General features: G+C 70.2%; 12 protein-coding genes and 1 pseudogene. 6 read left to right on the top strand and 7 right to left on the bottom strand.

What is annotated here, in order from left to right; genetic code table 11:
* Positions 1–61 precede the first annotated feature (61 nt).
* Positions 62–566, bottom strand: a pseudogene (locus BZL64_RS21390) (TetR/AcrR family transcriptional regulator).
* A 212-nt stretch (positions 567–778) separates the two neighbouring features.
* Here BZL64_RS21390 and BZL64_RS21395 point away from each other — a divergent pair.
* The 5 genes from BZL64_RS21395 (at position 779) to BZL64_RS21420 (ending at position 5,802) form a co-directional block, all read left to right on the top strand.
* Positions 779–1,759, top strand: a complete 981-nt coding sequence (locus BZL64_RS21395; protein ID WP_086770811.1) for a tetratricopeptide repeat protein — start codon at positions 779–781, stop codon at positions 1,757–1,759.
* Between the two features lie 648 nt (positions 1,760–2,407).
* Entirely contained in the window at positions 2,408–3,037 is a 630-nt protein-coding gene (locus BZL64_RS21405; protein ID WP_086770812.1) for a DUF6230 family protein, read from the top strand.
* Between the two features lie 146 nt (positions 3,038–3,183).
* Positions 3,184–3,798 (top strand): DUF6114 domain-containing protein, encoded by a 615-nt coding sequence (locus BZL64_RS21410; RefSeq protein WP_086770813.1) that lies wholly within the window; start codon positions 3,184–3,186, stop codon positions 3,796–3,798.
* A complete protein-coding gene (locus tag BZL64_RS21415) occupies positions 3,788–5,167 on the top strand; it encodes a hypothetical protein (RefSeq protein ID WP_086770814.1) in 1,380 nt (459 codons plus the stop codon). The genes BZL64_RS21410 and BZL64_RS21415 overlap by 11 nt, the downstream gene beginning before the upstream one ends.
* A 152-nt stretch (positions 5,168–5,319) precedes the next feature.
* A complete protein-coding gene (locus BZL64_RS21420; protein WP_086770815.1) occupies positions 5,320–5,802 on the top strand; it encodes a hypothetical protein in 483 nt (160 codons plus the stop codon).
* A gap of 80 nt (positions 5,803–5,882) precedes the next feature.
* Here the strand turns inward: BZL64_RS21420 and pyk are convergent, their stop codons facing one another.
* The 3 genes from pyk to pta all read right to left on the bottom strand — a co-directional run bounded on the left by pyk (position 5,883) and on the right by pta (position 10,722).
* A complete protein-coding gene (gene pyk, locus BZL64_RS21425) occupies positions 5,883–7,313 on the bottom strand; it encodes a pyruvate kinase (RefSeq protein ID WP_086770816.1) in 1,431 nt (476 codons plus the stop codon).
* Between the two features lie 89 nt (positions 7,314–7,402).
* Positions 7,403–8,635, bottom strand: coding sequence for an acetate kinase (locus tag BZL64_RS21430; RefSeq protein ID WP_086770817.1), 1,233 nt, complete (start codon positions 8,633–8,635; stop codon positions 7,403–7,405).
* On the bottom strand, positions 8,632–10,722 hold the full coding sequence (gene pta / locus BZL64_RS21435; RefSeq protein ID WP_086770818.1) for a phosphate acetyltransferase: 2,091 nt from the start codon (positions 10,720–10,722) through the stop codon (positions 8,632–8,634). Before pta ends, BZL64_RS21430 begins: the two co-directional genes overlap by 4 nt.
* Positions 10,723–10,919: 197 nt before the next feature.
* Here pta and BZL64_RS21440 point away from each other — a divergent pair, with 197 nt between their 5' ends.
* Positions 10,920–11,945, top strand: a complete 1,026-nt coding sequence (locus BZL64_RS21440) for an ATP-dependent 6-phosphofructokinase (RefSeq protein ID WP_086770819.1) — start codon at positions 10,920–10,922, stop codon at positions 11,943–11,945.
* A 15-nt stretch (positions 11,946–11,960) separates the two neighbouring features.
* Here the strand turns inward: BZL64_RS21440 and BZL64_RS21445 are convergent, their stop codons facing one another.
* The 3 genes from BZL64_RS21445 to BZL64_RS21455 all read right to left on the bottom strand — a co-directional run bounded on the left by BZL64_RS21445 (position 11,961) and on the right by BZL64_RS21455 (position 15,164).
* Positions 11,961–12,683 carry a helix-turn-helix domain-containing protein gene (locus BZL64_RS21445; protein WP_086770820.1) on the bottom strand — a complete coding sequence of 241 codons (723 nt, stop codon included), beginning with the start codon at positions 12,681–12,683 and terminating at the stop codon, positions 11,961–11,963.
* Positions 12,684–12,804: 121 nt separating this feature from the next.
* Entirely contained in the window at positions 12,805–13,512 is a 708-nt protein-coding gene (locus tag BZL64_RS21450; protein ID WP_086770821.1) for a response regulator, read from the bottom strand.
* Positions 13,509–15,164: an ATP-binding protein gene (locus tag BZL64_RS21455; RefSeq protein WP_086770822.1), complete on the bottom strand. Its 1,656-nt coding sequence runs from the start codon at positions 15,162–15,164 to the stop codon at positions 13,509–13,511. The genes BZL64_RS21450 and BZL64_RS21455 overlap by 4 nt, the downstream gene beginning before the upstream one ends.
* Positions 15,165–15,212 lie beyond the last annotated feature (48 nt).

Below are 15,212 nucleotides of genomic sequence, written 5' to 3' on the forward strand. Positions count from 1 at the left end.
CCGTCGCCCCGTCGTCCCGCCGCCCGCCTGAACGGCTTCAAGCGCCTGAACGGCCTTGCCCTCACCTGCCGGGCGGGCCGGGGGGCGTCGCCGCCAAGCCGTGCAGCAGCACCCGGGTGAAGTCGCTCACCCACTCCTCGTCCGCCGGTTCCGCGCTGACCAGGGTGCGGTGCACCACCGCTCNNGGCGCGGATGCGTTCGCGCAGGGCGTCGTCGCGAGTGGATTCCGCGACCACCGCCATCAGGCCGCTCTTGGCCTCCGGGCGGGCGAGGATCGCCGCGAACTGGAGGACCACGCCCTCGATGTCGGCGGCCAGGCTGCCCCGGTCGGGGAGTTCCAGTTCGCCGAAGAGTTCCGCGACCGCGTCCACGACGAGTTCGTTCTTGCCGGACCAGCGGCGGTAGAGCGTCGTCTTGGCCACCCCGGCGCGGGTCGCCACGTCCCCCAGCGTGAGCTTGGACCAGCCCAGTTCGACCAGCGCCTGGCGGGTCGCGGACAGGATCGCCGTGTCGGCGGTGGCGCTGCGCGGGCGTCCCGTACGGCCGGCGGGGGTGCGGCTCTGCATCCTCCGACGATAACCGGCCGGTTCTGTGCGGTCGTGAGGGAGATCACCGGGACGGGGCGGCGGGAAGGCTACTCCCGGTATTACGCTACGACTCGTAGCGAAAGCTCGTGAACGGACGTACGCGAGCCGCGGCCGGACGGCGCGGGGTGGGGACCCGGCGCTTATTTCGGATCGCTTTTCACGCACACGCGCGGAGGGGAGAGGATAGACGCATGCAGCCACGGAACATGTCCATGAGCGGAGTCGTCGACCTCGCCGCGGTGAAGGCGGCCCAGGAGGCCAAGGCGAAGGCGGAGCAGGCTCGGGCCGAAGCCGCCCGGCAGGGGGGCGGGACGGGGGGCGTGTCGCCCGCGGATCTCGTCATCGACGTCGATGAGGCCGGGTTCGAGCGGGATGTCCTCCAGCGGTCCGCCGAGGTGCCGGTCGTCATCGACTTCTGGGCCGAGTGGTGCCAGCCCTGCAAGCAGCTCAGCCCGGTGCTGGAGCGGCTCGCCGTCGAGTACGACGGGCGGTTCCTGCTCGCCAAGATCGATGTCGACGCCAATCAGATGCTGATGCAGCAGTTCGGGGTGCAGGGCATCCCGGCTGTCTTCGCGGTGGTCGCCGGCCAGGCGCTGCCGCTCTTCCAGGGGGCCGCCGGAGAGGAGCAGATCCGGCAGACCCTGGACCAGCTGGTGCAGGTCGCCGAGCAGCGCTTCGGTCTCACCGGCCTCACCGTCGACCCCGAGGCGGAGCCCGGTGAGCGTGCCGAGGCCGTCGCCGAGCCGCCGGCCGGCCCGTACGACGCCCTGCTGGAGGCCGCCGTACAGGCGCTGGACGCGGGTGACTTCGGCGGTGCGGTGCGGGCGTACCAGAATGTGCTGGCCGATGATCCGGGCAACACGGAGGCGAAACTCGGCCTGGCTCAGGCCGAGTTGCTGCACCGGGTGCAGGGCATGGACCCGCAGCGGGTGCGCACGGAGGCCGCCGAGAAGCCGGGTGACGCGGCGGCACAGATCGCCGCGGCCGATCTCGATCTGGTGGGCGGGCATGTCGAGGACGCCTTCGGGCGGCTGATCGACACGGTGGCCCGGACGGCCGGTGACGAGCGGGACGCGGCACGGCTGCGGCTCGTCGAACTGTTCGAGGTGGTCGGGCCCGACGACCCGCGGGTGACGGCGGCGCGCAGGGCGTTGGCGCGCGCCCTCTTCTAGGAGGCGGGAGCCCCGGTTCTGACCAGTCGCTAAACGTCGGAGCCGGGTGGTGCCCGAGTGAAAGTTCTGCCGACACGGTTCCGCTGCGGCCGCGCTTTGCCAAAACTTGGCAATCGCGGCCGCTGTTACTGGCAGTAAGTCAGGGCCGTAATTCTGTCGGATTCTGTCCAGCGATCAATAGTTTTGTCCTGGGCATGGTTGCCACCGAGCGTCGCCGGTCGAGACCTGTGGGTCGTTGTTCGGTTATCCGGCCGTTACTAGCCAGTAACGAACCCCCTTGTGCGGGCGGCGAGAATGCACCACGATCGGCCACGCTCGGTCCATTCCCCGTACCCCGACAGCCGGTTGGGTCAACGGGTTTTCCTGGGTCCCCACCGAGCAGAGTCGACGGCAGTGGCGTCGGTTCTTGGGCAGGGGGGTCTTCGCCGAGGCGAAGCCTGTCCAGCAAGGTTGTGCGTGATGCGTGTCAGGCGCGACCAGTGGTTGTCGCTCGGGGGTGATCGCCGGTGTTCCGGGCGCGGTTCGCGTCTGACGAGTACAGGCGCTCCCCTTCCCGAGGACGTAGCACTTCTCCCATCCCTGCCCGGCTGAGCCGCCGTTTTGGGGGCTAGTCAGGGCCAGGAGATGTACGTCCGAGAAGGAGGAAATATGGAGTCCCAGGTGCGTGGCGGGACCAGATGGAAGCGCTTCGCTGTGGTCATGGTGCCCAGCGTCGCCGCCACGGCGTGTATAGGTGTCGCCCTCGCGCAGGGTGCGCTCGCAGCGTCGTTCAGTGTTTCGGGTCAGTCGTTCAAGGTCACCGCGGACAAGCTCGTCGGTACGGGCTTCATGCAGTACGGCGCGATCGACTCGGGTTACACCCTTGACGGTAAGAAGACGGCTCACCCGGTCGCGGTCTCGGCGTTCGACAAGGCCGAGATCACGAACATGTGCCAGTCCGTGGTCACGCCGAACATCCCGCTGATCGGCTCGGTCAGCCTCACGCTGAAGGCGGGTGGCAACGGCAAGCCGGTCGAGGCCGACAACCTCTACATCGATGTCGAGGACCTTCAGGCCGACGCAACGTTCGAGAACATTCGGATCGGTGTGGCCGGCAAGGATCTCAAGGGTCCCGGCATCAAGAGCGGCGACACCGCCAACCCGTTCGGGTTCGGTCAGGATGCCGAAAGGGCCACGCTGACCGGCGTGAAGCAGACGGCGTGGGCCACCACCGCCGGAACCTTCAAGCTCAGCGGCCTGAAGATGTCGCTGTCGACGGGTGTCAAGGAGTGCTACTAAGCACTCTCTGATGGGCGGGGGAGCCGGTGGCACCCCCGCCCGTCCAGTCCCACCCGTCCGGACCGGAGCGCCCGTCCAGCCGTGAGCGCCGGTCGTCACTCGCAGCACCACCACCACAGCAACGCCGCACCAGGGAGCTGTTTTCCATGAGCGCCGAGACCCCTGCCGTCCCCGGCCAGTTCGACCTCCGGAGGCAGCAGTTCCGCGCCTGGCGGGGCACGAGGCCGTTCTGGGCCGGTCTGTTCATTCTGATCAGCGGGTTCCCCATCGCCTACTTTCCGTACGCGAACCTTCAGATCGGTCATCTGACGCTGGCGATGTCGACCACCGCGGGCGCCGGCTCACTGATCATCGGCGTACTGCTCGCGGTGCTGGGCGTCAGCCTGTGGTTCCAGAAGCACGTACGGGTCTTCGCGGGCGTCGCGGCGATCCTGCTGGGACTGGTCTCCATTCCGGTGGCCAACCTCGGCGGCTTCCTCATCGGCTTCCTCTTCGCACTCATCGGCGGAGCGATGGCCGTGTCCTGGGTGCCGGGCGAACCGCCGGCGGAGCAGGCGCAGGACAAGGATCCCGGCACGGGCACGACGCCCGCCGCGGCCTACCCGCAGGACCTGGGAACCGCCCCGGCGGACGGACCCACCGTGAACCCGTACAGCACGGGTCCGGCCTTCACCAAGGACGCCGACGGCTCGGACGAGCCGAACGAACTGTCAGGAACGAGCCCGGCCAACGGGGCGAACGGGAGGCACAGTGCCGGCTGACGAGGTGACCACCGGGAGCGGTGTGGACGCTGCCCGCGTGAGAACCGGGCCGCGGCACGCGGCACCCAAGAAGCCGCTGTTCACCAGGTTCCACATGCCGGCCGGCAAGGCGATAGCCCTGGCGGCCATGCCGACGGCGGTCCTCATGGGCATGGGGTTCACACCGACCCTCGCCAACGCCGAGGACCAGCCGACGTCCAAGAGCCTCACCATCGACGAGTACAAGGACTGCGTGGCGGCCCTGGAGGACTCCGAGGGAACCGACGCCTCCGCGTCGCCCTCACCGTCCGCCTCGGCGAGCGCGAGCGAGTCCGCGGACGACGAGAAGGACGACTCCAAGGACGACTCCAAGGACGACTCTGGGTCCGGTTCGAAGGACGAGCCCACGGGCGGTACTTCGGACTCCTCGGGTGGCTCCGCTTCGCCGGATTCAGGTTCCGGTGACGTGGACGAGCCCGCCCCCGCCGCCCCGTCCGCGGAGTCGGAGCCGCAGAAGTCGGAGCCCTCGGGCGACACCGCGACGGCCAGTCCGTCGCCGTCCGAGACGGACAAGAACCTGCTGGAGACGATCGGCGACTCGATCACCGATCTGTTCGACGGCAGGGACGCCGAGGAGACGGCCACCGCGAGCCCGACCCCGTCGGCCTCCGAGTCCGCCTCGACGGGCACCGGCGACGACACCGCGACGGACACGGACTCCGGCAAGGACTCCGGCAAGGACTCCGGTACCGCCAAGGACACCTCCGACGCTGTCACCGACGCCGTGAAGGACACCGCCGACAAGGCGGACGACACGGCGAAGGAAGCCGAGGACAAGGCGGAGAAGGAAGCGGACGCCGCCGACGCAACGGCCTCGCCGAGCCCCTCGGAGAGCGCCACGACCGACGTGGACGACTGCCCGGTCTCCACCGAGGACGAGGGCGGCATCGACAACAAGACGCTGCTGCCGGACGACCCGTGGTACCTCAACGCCAGTTCGCTGCTCCTCAAGGGCGCCGACTATCAGGGCATCGTCGAGGTGAAGACGGCCAACGGGACCAAGAAGAAGGTCCTGAAGTACGTCATCTCCGAGGGGACCGACATCGGCGACCTGCACCAGACGGTCAACGACAAGCAGGCGGGTGTGACGTATCACGTCCAGGCCGGCTCGGGCACGACGTCGACCATCCGCAACGGCGACACGATCATGTACACCGAGAGCATCTCGGGGAACCTGTTCGGTCTGATCCCGGTCACGTTCGACCCGGAGAACCCGCCTCCGCTGAACATCCCGCTGATCTACTTCACCAAGGTGAAGGTCGTCCAGGCCGGCCAGTTCGGCGGCACGCTGCACGTGCCGAGCCTGCACCAGTACACCACCGCGTACTGAGCCGGGCGTCTCGACCAGGCGCCCCCACGAGCCCGTCCGGGAGCCGCTCACCAGCTGTGGCCCGGTCCTCTCCACTTGAGGACCGGGCCACAGCCGCGTATTCGGCGTCAAGCCGTCCGGCCCACCCCGGCACCCCACGAAGGGGGCAACAGATGATCGAGTTCGCTTTCGAGCCGCGCGCGGATGACGACTCATGGTCCCCGGACCGGCCGGCGGAGAAGGCGGACCGGCCGGAGCACCCGGAGCTGGTGAACTCCGATTTCTGTCTGGAACTCTTCCAGGCGGATCTGCGGCTCGTCGTCCACGGTGTGGACCTCAGCGTGCACCTGTCGGGACTACCCGTGGTCGACTTCGCACTGATGCTGCACTACGCCACGACGACGCTGGCGACCCGGAGCGGCATCGCGGTCGAGGCCGGCCTGACCCAGCATGTGTACGCCTTCAGCCGAGACGGGGACTCCATCACCCTCACGACGCAGTGGCCCCCGCGCGTGGCCCGGCTGACCTGGCCCGAGTTGCGGCAGCTCACCGACCGCGCGAAGGCCGAAGCGTTCCGGCTGATCACCACCGCCCATCCGGAGCTGCGCGACAACGCCTGGCTGCGGGAGACGGTGGCATCATCGCCGGCCGCGTGAAGACACCGGTGAGACGAGCTGAGGGCGCCCCCTTCACCAGGGGGCGCCCTCAGCGCCGTTCAGCAGCTTGCTGTCGCGGGTCAGCCGCGGCCGTCCTCGCCCAGGTGGTGGACGCGGACCATGTTCGTGGTGCCGGGGACGCCGGGGGGCGAGCCGGCGGTGATGACCACGATCTCGCCCGGGTTGAAGCGGTTGAGCTTGATGATCTCCTGGTCCACCAGGTCGACCATCTCGTCGGTGCTGTTCACGAACGGCACGACGTGCGACTCGACGCCCCAGCTGAGCGCCAGCTGGTTGCGGGTGCCCTCGTCGGTGGTGAAGGCGATGATCGGCTGGGTCGCGCGGTAGCGCGAGAGGCGGCGGGCGGTGTCGCCGGACTGGGTGAACGCCACCAGGCCCCGGCCACCGAGGAAGTCGGCGATCTCGCACGCGGCACGGGCGATCGAACCGCCCTGCGTACGCGGCTTCTTGCCCGGCACGAGCGGCTGGAGGCCCTTGGAGAGCAGCTCCGTCTCGGCCGCGGTGACGATCTTCGACATCGTCTTCACGGTCTCGATCGGGTACGCGCCCACGCTCGACTCGGCGGACAGCATGACCGCGTCCGCGCCGTCCAGGATCGCGTTGGCCACGTCGGAGGCCTCGGCGCGCGTCGGACGGGAGTTGGTGATCATCGACTCCATCATCTGGGTCGCCACGATCACCGGCTTGGCGTTGCGGCGGCACAGCTCGATGAGCCGCTTCTGCACCATGGGGACCTTCTCGAGCGGGTACTCGACGGCCAGGTCGCCACGGGCGACCATGACACCGTCGAACGCCATCACGACGTCCTCCATGTTCTCCACCGCCTGCGGCTTCTCCACCTTGGCGATGACGGGGACGCGGCGGCCCTCCTCGTCCATGATGCGGTGGACGTCCTGGACGTCCTTGGCGTCGCGGACGAAGGACAGCGCGACGAGGTCGGCGCCCATGCGCAGCGCGAACCGCAGGTCGTCGATGTCCTTCTCGCTCAGCGCGGGCACGTTGACGGCCGTGCCGGGCAGGTTGATGCCCTTGTGGTCGGAGATGACACCGCCCTCGATGACGATCGTCTTCACCCGCGGGCCCTCGACGTCCAGGACCTTCAGCTCGACGTTGCCGTCGTTGATGAGGATCTGGTCGCCGCGCGAGACGTCGCCGGGCAGCCCCTTGTAGGTGGTGCCGCAGATCGACTTGTCGCCGGGCACGTCGTCGGTGGTGATGGTGAACTCGTCACCGCGCACCAGCTCGACCGGCCCCTCGGCGAAGGTCTCGAGGCGGATCTTCGGACCCTGGAGGTCGGCGAGGACCCCGATGGCCCGGCCGGTCTCCTTGGCCGCGGCACGGACCCGGTCGTACCGGCCCTGGTGCTCGGCGTGCGAGCCGTGGCTGAAGTTGAAGCGGGCCACGTTCATGCCGGCTTCGATCAGCGACACGAGCATTTCGTGGGAGTCGACCGCGGGGCCGAGAGTACAGACGATTTTGGAACGGCGCATGGGGCGATCCTATCGGTTTGTTTCGCTACGGAATATTCCGTCTGGTGGAAGATACAAATGGGCGGGAAGGTGCTCAGTTGCCTTACTCTTCAGTTGCCTTGCGGCGGAGCCGCATATCCATTGCGCTCCACCAGCGCGTAGGTCTGTGTGGCGATCTCCAGTTCCTCGTCCGTGGGGACCACGGCGACCTTCACCCGCGCGCCTGCGGGCGAGATCAGCCGCGGCTCGTCACCGCGTACGGCGTTCAGCTCGTCGTCCACCGCCAGGCCCAGGGTCTCCAGGCCCGCGACGGCCGCCGCGCGCACCGGCGCCGCGTTCTCGCCGACCCCGGCGGTGAACACCACGGCGTCCACCCGGCCGAGCACGGCGTAATAGGCGCCGATGTACTTCTTCAGCCGGTGAATGTAGATGTCGAAGGCGAGCTTCGCCTGTTCGTCGCCCTCGTCGACCCGCCGTCGGATCTCGCGCATGTCGTTGTCACCGCACAGGCCGATCAGTCCGCTCTTCTTGTTGAGAAGAGTGTCGATTTCGTCGATGGACATTCCGCCAACTCGTGCCAAATGGAAGATGACGGCCGGATCGGTGTCGCCGGAGCGGGTACCCATGACGAGGCCTTCGAGCGGCGTGAGCCCCATGGAGGTGTCGACGCACTTCCCGCCGCGTACGGCGGAGGCGGACGCCCCGTTGCCCAGGTGCAGCACGATGACGTTCACCTCTTCGGGGGCCCGGCCCAGCAGACCGGCGGTCGCCCGGGAGACGTACGCGTGCGAGGTGCCGTGGAAGCCGTAGCGCCGGATGCGGTGCTCGTCCGCGGTCTTCACGTCGATCGCGTAGCGCGCCGCGGACTCCGGCATCGTGGTGTGGAAGGCGGTGTCGAAGACGGCGACCTGCGGGAGGTCCGGGCGCAGCGCCCGCGCCGTGCGGATCCCGGTCAGGTTGGCCGGGTTGTGCAGCGGGGCCACCGGGATCAGCCGCTCGATCTCCGCGAGGACCGCGTCGTCGATCACGGTCGGCTCGGTGAAGTGCTTGCCGCCGTGCACGACCCGGTGCCCGATCGCCGCCAACTCCGGTGAGTCCAGGCCGAGTCCGTCCTGGGCGAGTTCCTCGGCGACGGCCTTGAGCGCCGCGTCGTGGTCGTGGATGGGCCCGCTGCGCTCGCGGGACTCGGCCGTCGCGAGCGGCGTGTGCTTGAGCCGCGAGGTCTGCTCGCCGATGCGCTCGACGAGGCCCTGCGCCAGCCGGCTGCTGTCGCTCATGTCGAGCAGCTGGTACTTCACCGACGAGGAGCCGGAGTTGAGGACGAGGACACGGGTGCCGGTCACTGCTGGGGTGCCTTCTGGTCGAGGGTCTGGGCCTGGATCGCCGTGATGGCGACGGTGGTGACGATGTCCTGGACGAGGGCGCCGCGGGACAGGTCGTTGACCGGCTTGCGCAGGCCCTGGAGCACCGGGCCGACGGCGATCGCGCCGGCCGACCGCTGTACGGCCTTGTACGTGTTGTTGCCCGTGTTGAGGTCGGGGAAGATCAGCACGCTGGCCTGGCCCGCGACCTCGGAGCCGGGCAGCTTGGTCGCCGCGACCGTCGGCTCCACGGCGGCGTCGTACTGGATCGGCCCCTCGATCCGCAGGTCGGGGCGCCGCCGACGGACCAGCGCGGTGGCCTCGCGCACCTTGTCGACGTCGGCGCCGGAACCGGACGTACCCGTCGAGTACGACAGCATCGCGATCCGCGGTTCCACGCCGAACTGGGCGGCGGTCGCGGCCGACTGGATGGCGATGTCGGCGAGCTGCTCGGCGTTCGGGTCGGGGTTGACCGCGCAGTCGCCGTAGACGAGGACCTGGTCGGCGAGGCACATGAAGAACACGGAGGAGACGATGCCGGCGTCCGGCCTCGTCTTGATGATCTCGAAGGCGGGCCGGATCGTCGCGGCCGTGGAGTGCACCGAGCCCGACACCATGCCGTCGGCGAGTCCCTCCTGGACCATCAGCGTGCCGAAGTAGTTGACGTCGGAGACGACGTCGTAGGCCAGTTCCACGGTGACGCCCTTGTGGGCGCGCAGCCCCGCGTACTTCTCGGCGAAGGCGTCGCGCAGTTCGCTGGTGGCCGGGTCGATCAACTGGCAGTCGCCCAGGTCGATGCCGAGGTCCGCGGCCTTCTTGCGGATCTGGTCGATGGGACCGAGGAGGGTCAGTTCGCACACCCCGCGGCGCAGCAGGACCTCGGCCGCGTGCAGCACCCGCTCCTCGGTGCCCTCGGGAAGGACGACCCGGCGCAGGTCGGAGCGGGCCTGCTCCAGCAGCTTGTGCTCGAACATCATCGGCGTGACGCGATCGCTGCTCGGCGCGGAGACCCGCTTGAGCAGGTCGGCGGTGTCGACGTGCCGCTCGAAGAGGCCGAGCGCGGTCTCCGCCTTGCGCGGGGTGGCCGCGTTGAGCTTGCCCTCCAGGGAGAACAGTTGTTCGGCGGTGGGGAAGCTGTTGCCGGCCACCGACAGCACGGGGGTGCCGGGCGCGAGGCGGGCGGCGAGGGTGAGGACCTCCTGGCTGGGCACCTCGCCCAGGGTGAGCAGCACGCCGGCGATCGGCGGGGTGCCGGCGCTGTGCGCGGCCAGTGAGCCGACGACCAGGTCGGCCCGGTCGCCGGGGGTGACGACCAGGGCGCCGGGTGTCAGGGCGTGCAGGAAGTTCGGCAGCATCGCGCCGCCGAAGACGAAGCCGAGGGCGTCGCGGGCCAGCCCCGAGTCGTCGCCGAGCAGCACCCTGGCCCCCAGGGCGGTGCTGATCTGCGCGACCGTCGGGGCCGACAGGGCGGGCTCGTCGGGCAGGACGTAACAGGGCACCGGCAGCCGGGAGACGAGCCGTCCGGCGATCTCCTCACGGTCCTCGCGGGCGACCCGGTTGGTGATCATGGCGATGACGTCGCAGCCCAGGCCGTCGTAGGCGCGGTAGGCGTTGCGGGTCTCGGCGAGGACCGACTCCGTGGTCTGCCCCCGGCCGCCCACGACGGGGATCACGGAGGCCCCGAACTCGTTCGCCAGGCGTGCGTTCAGGGACAGTTCGTCGGGGAACTGGGTGTCGGCGTAGTCGGTGCCGAGGACCAGGACGACGTCGTAGTCGCGGGCGACGCGGTGGAAGCGGTCGACGAGCGTGGAGACCAGTTCGTCGGCGCCCCGCTCGGCCTGGAGGGCGGACGCCTCGTGGTAGTCCATGCCGTAGACGGATCCGGGGTCCTGCGACAGCCGGTACCGGGCGCGCAGCAGATCGAACAGACGATCGGGCCCGTCGTGGACGAGGGGGCGGAAGACGCCCACCCGGTCGACCTGGCGGGTCAGGAGTTCCATGACCCCCAGCTCGACGACCTGGCGGCCGTCGCCGCGGTCGATCCCGGTCACGTACACGCTGCGCGTCACGCGTGCTCTCCGTTCCATCGGTGGGCCGTTCGGGTGGCTCATAAAAATCGCCCACCGAGGTGAGCAGAACCCTCTTGACAATACCCCTGCCCCCGGTTAAGGCGCCCGTCAGGCGGCAGTCGCGACAGTCTCCTCGGGGGCATGAAAGAATCGACAACAGCTCACCGGTACCCACAGCGAGCAGGAGACACAGCAGGATGCGCATCGGAGTCCTCACCGCGGGCGGCGACTGCCCCGGCCTGAACGCAGTGATCCGGTCGGTCGTGCACCGAGCGGTCGACAACTACGGCGACGAGGTGATCGGCTTCGAGGACGGCTACGCCGGTCTGCTCGACGGCCACTACCGCACTCTCGACCTGAACGCCGTGAGCGGCATCCTCGCCCGAGGCGGCACGATCCTCGGCTCCTCACGCCTGGAGCGCGACCGTCTCCGCGAGGCCTGCGACAACGCCTCGGACATGATCCACGAGTTCGGCATCGACGCGCTGATCCCGATCGGCGGCGAGGGCACGCTGACGGCGGCCCGCATGCTGTCCGACGCGGGTCTGCCGGTCGTCGGCGTCCCGAAGACCATCGACAACGACATCTCCTCCACGGACCGCACCTTCGGCTTCGACACGGCCGTCGGCGTCGCCACGGAGGCCATGGACCGCCTGAAGACGACGGCCGAGTCCCACCAGCGCGTGATGGTCGTCGAGGTCATGGGCCGGCACGCGGGCTGGATCGCCCTGGAGTCCGGCATGGCGGCCGGCGCCCACGGCATCTGCCTGCCCGAGCGCCCCTTCGACCCGGCCGACCTCGTGAAGCTGGTCGAGGAGCGGTTCGCGCGTGGCAAGAAGTTCGCGGTGATCTGCGTCGCCGAGGGCGCCCACCCCGCCGACGGCACGATGGACTACAGCAAGGGCGCGATCGACCAGTTCGGCCACGAGCGCTTCCAGGGCATCGGTACGGCGCTGGCGTTCGAGCTGGAGAAGCGGCTCGGCAAGGAGGCCCGCCCGGTCATCCTCGGCCACGTCCAGCGCGGCGGCGTGCCGACGGCGTACGACCGTGTCCTCGCGACCCGCTTCGGCTGGCACGCGGTGGAGGCGGCGCACCGGGGCGAGTTCGGCATGATGACCGCGCTGCGCGGCACCGACGTGAAGATGGTGCCGCTCGCGGAGGCGGTGACCGAGCTGAAGACGGTGCCCAAGGACCGGATGGACGAGGCGGAGTCGGTCTTCTAGGGCCGCCTGTTGCCCTCAGCCGGAGTTCTTCTCGACGGTCGTCCAGAAGGTCTCGGTGATCCGGTCGAGGAAGTCGCGGCCGGAGTCCCTCGCGTCACCGGCCGCGCTGCCGCCGCCCCAGCTGAGGGTGGCGGTCATCTGTCCCTGGTAGCTGTGGTGCAGCTGCTGGAGGACGGCCTCCAGCAGGCGCCGGTCCAGGGGAAGCAGCTTGCCGAGCGGCTTGGTGTACGCCTGCCAGCGGGTGGTGACCGCGCTGCGCAGGAGGTCGGCGAGTTCGGCCTCGCGGCCGGTGACGGCGATCAGGTCGGGCAGGGCGAGGCCGAGCAGTTCGGTGAGTACGGCGGACTGGCGGTCGGTGCTGCGCCACCGGCCGCTCTCCTCCATGCCGAGGTAGGCCGGGAACTCCTGACCGACGGCGCGGGCCACGTCCTCGGGGGCCAGGCCCCGGGCGATCCGGAACTCACGCAGTGTGCGCGGGCGGCCGGTCAGTTCGGTGGGGGAGCACCACAGGACGCCCGCGAGGGCGGTCAGCTCGGGGCTGGTGGGGGACAGGGCGGCGCGTTCCCAGGAGACGACGAGTTCCGGGGTGGCGTAGGGCAGTCCGAACGAGGCGCGCAGGCCGTGGGCGACATGGTCCGGGGTCATCCCCAGGGCCGCGCGCAGCCTGCGGGCGGCGAGGGCGTCGAAGGGCGGACCTGGCTGGTGGGTGTGGGACAGGGGTCGGTGCACGGGGCACACCGTAGGCGCCAGAAGCTGCTGTGACTACGGGCCGTTCGGCCATAGTCACCCGGTGTGGGACGTGTGGAAACGTACGGTGAGCGGTTTCCGTCGTCTTCTCCCGCGCCGCATGCCGGCCGAGTCACCGGGCCGCCGGAACCCACCGGTACACCAGCTCGGGCCTTCCCACCTGCCCGTACAGCGGCTTGCGTTCCGCCCTTCCCGCCTCCACCAGGTGTTCCAGGTAGCGGCGGGCGGTGATCCGGGAGATGCCCACCGCCTCGGCGACTCCGGCCGCGGTCAGGCCCTCCGCCGCCTCCCGCACGGCCCCCGTCACGCGCTCCAGGGTCGGGCCGCTCAGCCCCTTGGGCAGCGCGACGGGGCCCGGTGCGCGCAGGGTGGCCAGGGCTCTGTCGACCTCGTCCTGGCCGCTCGCCTCGCCGGCCGCCCCGCGGAACTCCGCGTACCGCACGAGCCGGTCCCGCAGGGTGGCGAAGGTGAACGGTTTCAGCACGTACTGGACGACGCCCAGCGACACACCCTCCCGGACCACCGTCAGATCGCGCGCCGAGGTCACCGCTATCACGTCCGCGTGATACCCCGCCGCCCGCAGCGAACGCGCCAGCTGGAGCCCGTGCCCGTCCGGCAGGTGCAGGTCGAGCAGCAGCAGGTCCACCGGCGTACGGTCCAGCATGCGCCGCGCCTCCGCGCCGGTGTGCGCCTTGCCCACCGCCACGAACCCCGGCACCCGGCCGACGTACAGGACATGCGCGTCGGCGGCGACGGGGTCGTCCTCGACCACCAGCACCCGGATCGGCTCGTTCCCCGAAACGCCCGTCACGTCCGTCATCCCTTGCCTCCCGACACCGGCGCGGCGGCGACCGTCGTCCGCAGGAGCAGCCGTACCACGAACTCCGCGCCGCCGCCCTCGGCCTCCGCCACCGACAGGGTCCCGCCGTGGCGGTGCACAGCCTGCCGGACGAGCGCCAGGCCGAGACCGCGGCCCCCCGGCCCGGACGGCTTCGTGGAGAAACCCCGCTCGAAAACCTGCTCCATGTGCGCCGGGTCGACCCCGGCGCCGGTGTCCGTCACCCGCAGCACCAGCTCGCCGGCGGCCTCGCCGTCCCGCACGCCGTGCTCGGTGCACGCGGTCACCGTGACCCGCGCCCGCAGGCTGCCCTGCGCCGCGTCCACGGCGTTGTCGATGAGGTTGCCGAGGATGGTGACCAGGTCACGGGCGGGCAGCGACTCGGGGAGCAGCCCGTCGTCGAGGCCGCTCCCCTGGGAGACCACCAGCTCCACGCCCCGCTCGTTGGCCTGCGCCGTCTTGCCCAGCAGCAGCGCCGCGAGGACGGGCTCGCTCACCGCGGCCACCACCTGGTCGGTCAGCGCCTGCGCCAGCTCCAGTTCGGCGGTCGCGAAGTCCACGGCCTCGTCGGCGCGGCCCAGTTCGATCAGCGAGACCACGGTGTGCAGCCGGTTCGCCGCCTCGTGGGCCTGCGAGCGCAGCGCCTGGGTGAACCCGCGCTCCGAGTCCAACTCGCCCATCAGCGACTGGAGTTCGGTGACATCGCGGAGGGTCGCCACGGTGCCCCGGCGTTCTCCGCCGGACACCGGCGAGGTGTTCACCGCCACCACCCGGTCCGCCGTCAGATGCACCTCGTCGACGCGCGGTTCGGAGGACAGCAGGGCGCCCGTCAGCGGGGCGGGCAGACCGAGGTCGGCGACGGAGCGGCCCACCACCTCCCCCGAGACGCCGAGCAGTTCACGGCCGCCGTCGTTGATCAGCGCCACCCGGTACTGGCCGTCCAGCATCAGCAGCCCCTCGCGCACCGCGTGCAGCGCCGCCTGGTGGTAGTCGTGCATCCGGCTCAGCTCGGAGGCGTTCATGCCGTGGGTGTGGCGGCGCAGCCGGGCGTTGACGACGTACGTGCCGACCGCGCCGAGCGCGAGCGCGCCCGCCGCGACGCCGAACAGGGCCGTCACCTGGTCCTGCACCCGCTTGGTGATCGCCTCTACTCTGATGCCCGCGCTGACCAGGCCGATGATGCGGCCGTCGTCGTCCTCGACGGGGGTGACCGCGCGGACGGACGGGCCGAGGGTGCCGGTGTAGGTCTCGGTGAAGGTCTCGCCCTTCAGGGCGCGGGCGATGTTGCCGATGAAGTGCCGGCCGATCTGCTTCTCGTCCGGGTGGGTCCAGCGGATCCCCGCCGGATTCATGATCGTGACGAAGTCGACCTCGGTGTCGCGCATGATCCGCAGCGCGTACGGCTGGAGTTCGGCCGTCGGATCCGGGGTGCCGATCGCCTCCCGCACGGAGGGGGAGTCGGCGACCGAGCGGGCCACCGCCGAGGCCTGCCGGCTCGCGGCCTCCTCGGCCTGGCTGCGGTCGCTGACGTAGGTGAACAGCGCGTACCCCGCGACGAGCACCGCTATGAGGACCGCCTGCATGGCGAACAGCTGGCCGGCCAGGCTGCGAGGTCTCGGGACGGGGATGCGCATGTCGTCAGTGTGCCCCCGAGGTTAAGCGTGAACTAAATGAACGGAAGG

Source organism: Streptomyces bobili (genome assembly GCF_002154575.1).
GTDB classification, from domain to species: domain Bacteria; phylum Actinomycetota; class Actinomycetes; order Streptomycetales; family Streptomycetaceae; genus Streptomyces; species Streptomyces bobili.

What these genes read in the sequence shown, in the direction of transcription:
- BZL64_RS21395 (WP_086770811.1), top strand. Translation starts at nt 779, where the DNA reads ATGCAGCCACGGAACATGTCCATGAGCGGAGTCGTCGACCTCGCCGCG.
- BZL64_RS21405 (WP_086770812.1), top strand. Translation starts at nt 2,408, where the DNA reads ATGGAGTCCCAGGTGCGTGGCGGGACCAGATGGAAGCGCTTCGCTGTG.
- BZL64_RS21410 (WP_086770813.1), top strand. Translation starts at nt 3,184, where the DNA reads ATGAGCGCCGAGACCCCTGCCGTCCCCGGCCAGTTCGACCTCCGGAGG.
- BZL64_RS21420 (WP_086770815.1), top strand. Translation starts at nt 5,320, where the DNA reads ATGATCGAGTTCGCTTTCGAGCCGCGCGCGGATGACGACTCATGGTCC.
- pyk (WP_086770816.1), bottom strand. Translation starts at nt 7,313, where the DNA reads ATGCGCCGTTCCAAAATCGTCTGTACTCTCGGCCCCGCGGTCGACTCC.
- BZL64_RS21440 (WP_086770819.1), top strand. Translation starts at nt 10,920, where the DNA reads ATGCGCATCGGAGTCCTCACCGCGGGCGGCGACTGCCCCGGCCTGAAC.
- BZL64_RS21450 (WP_086770821.1), bottom strand. Translation starts at nt 13,512, where the DNA reads ATGACGGACGTGACGGGCGTTTCGGGGAACGAGCCGATCCGGGTGCTG.
- BZL64_RS21455 (WP_086770822.1), bottom strand. Translation starts at nt 15,164, where the DNA reads ATGCGCATCCCCGTCCCGAGACCTCGCAGCCTGGCCGGCCAGCTGTTC.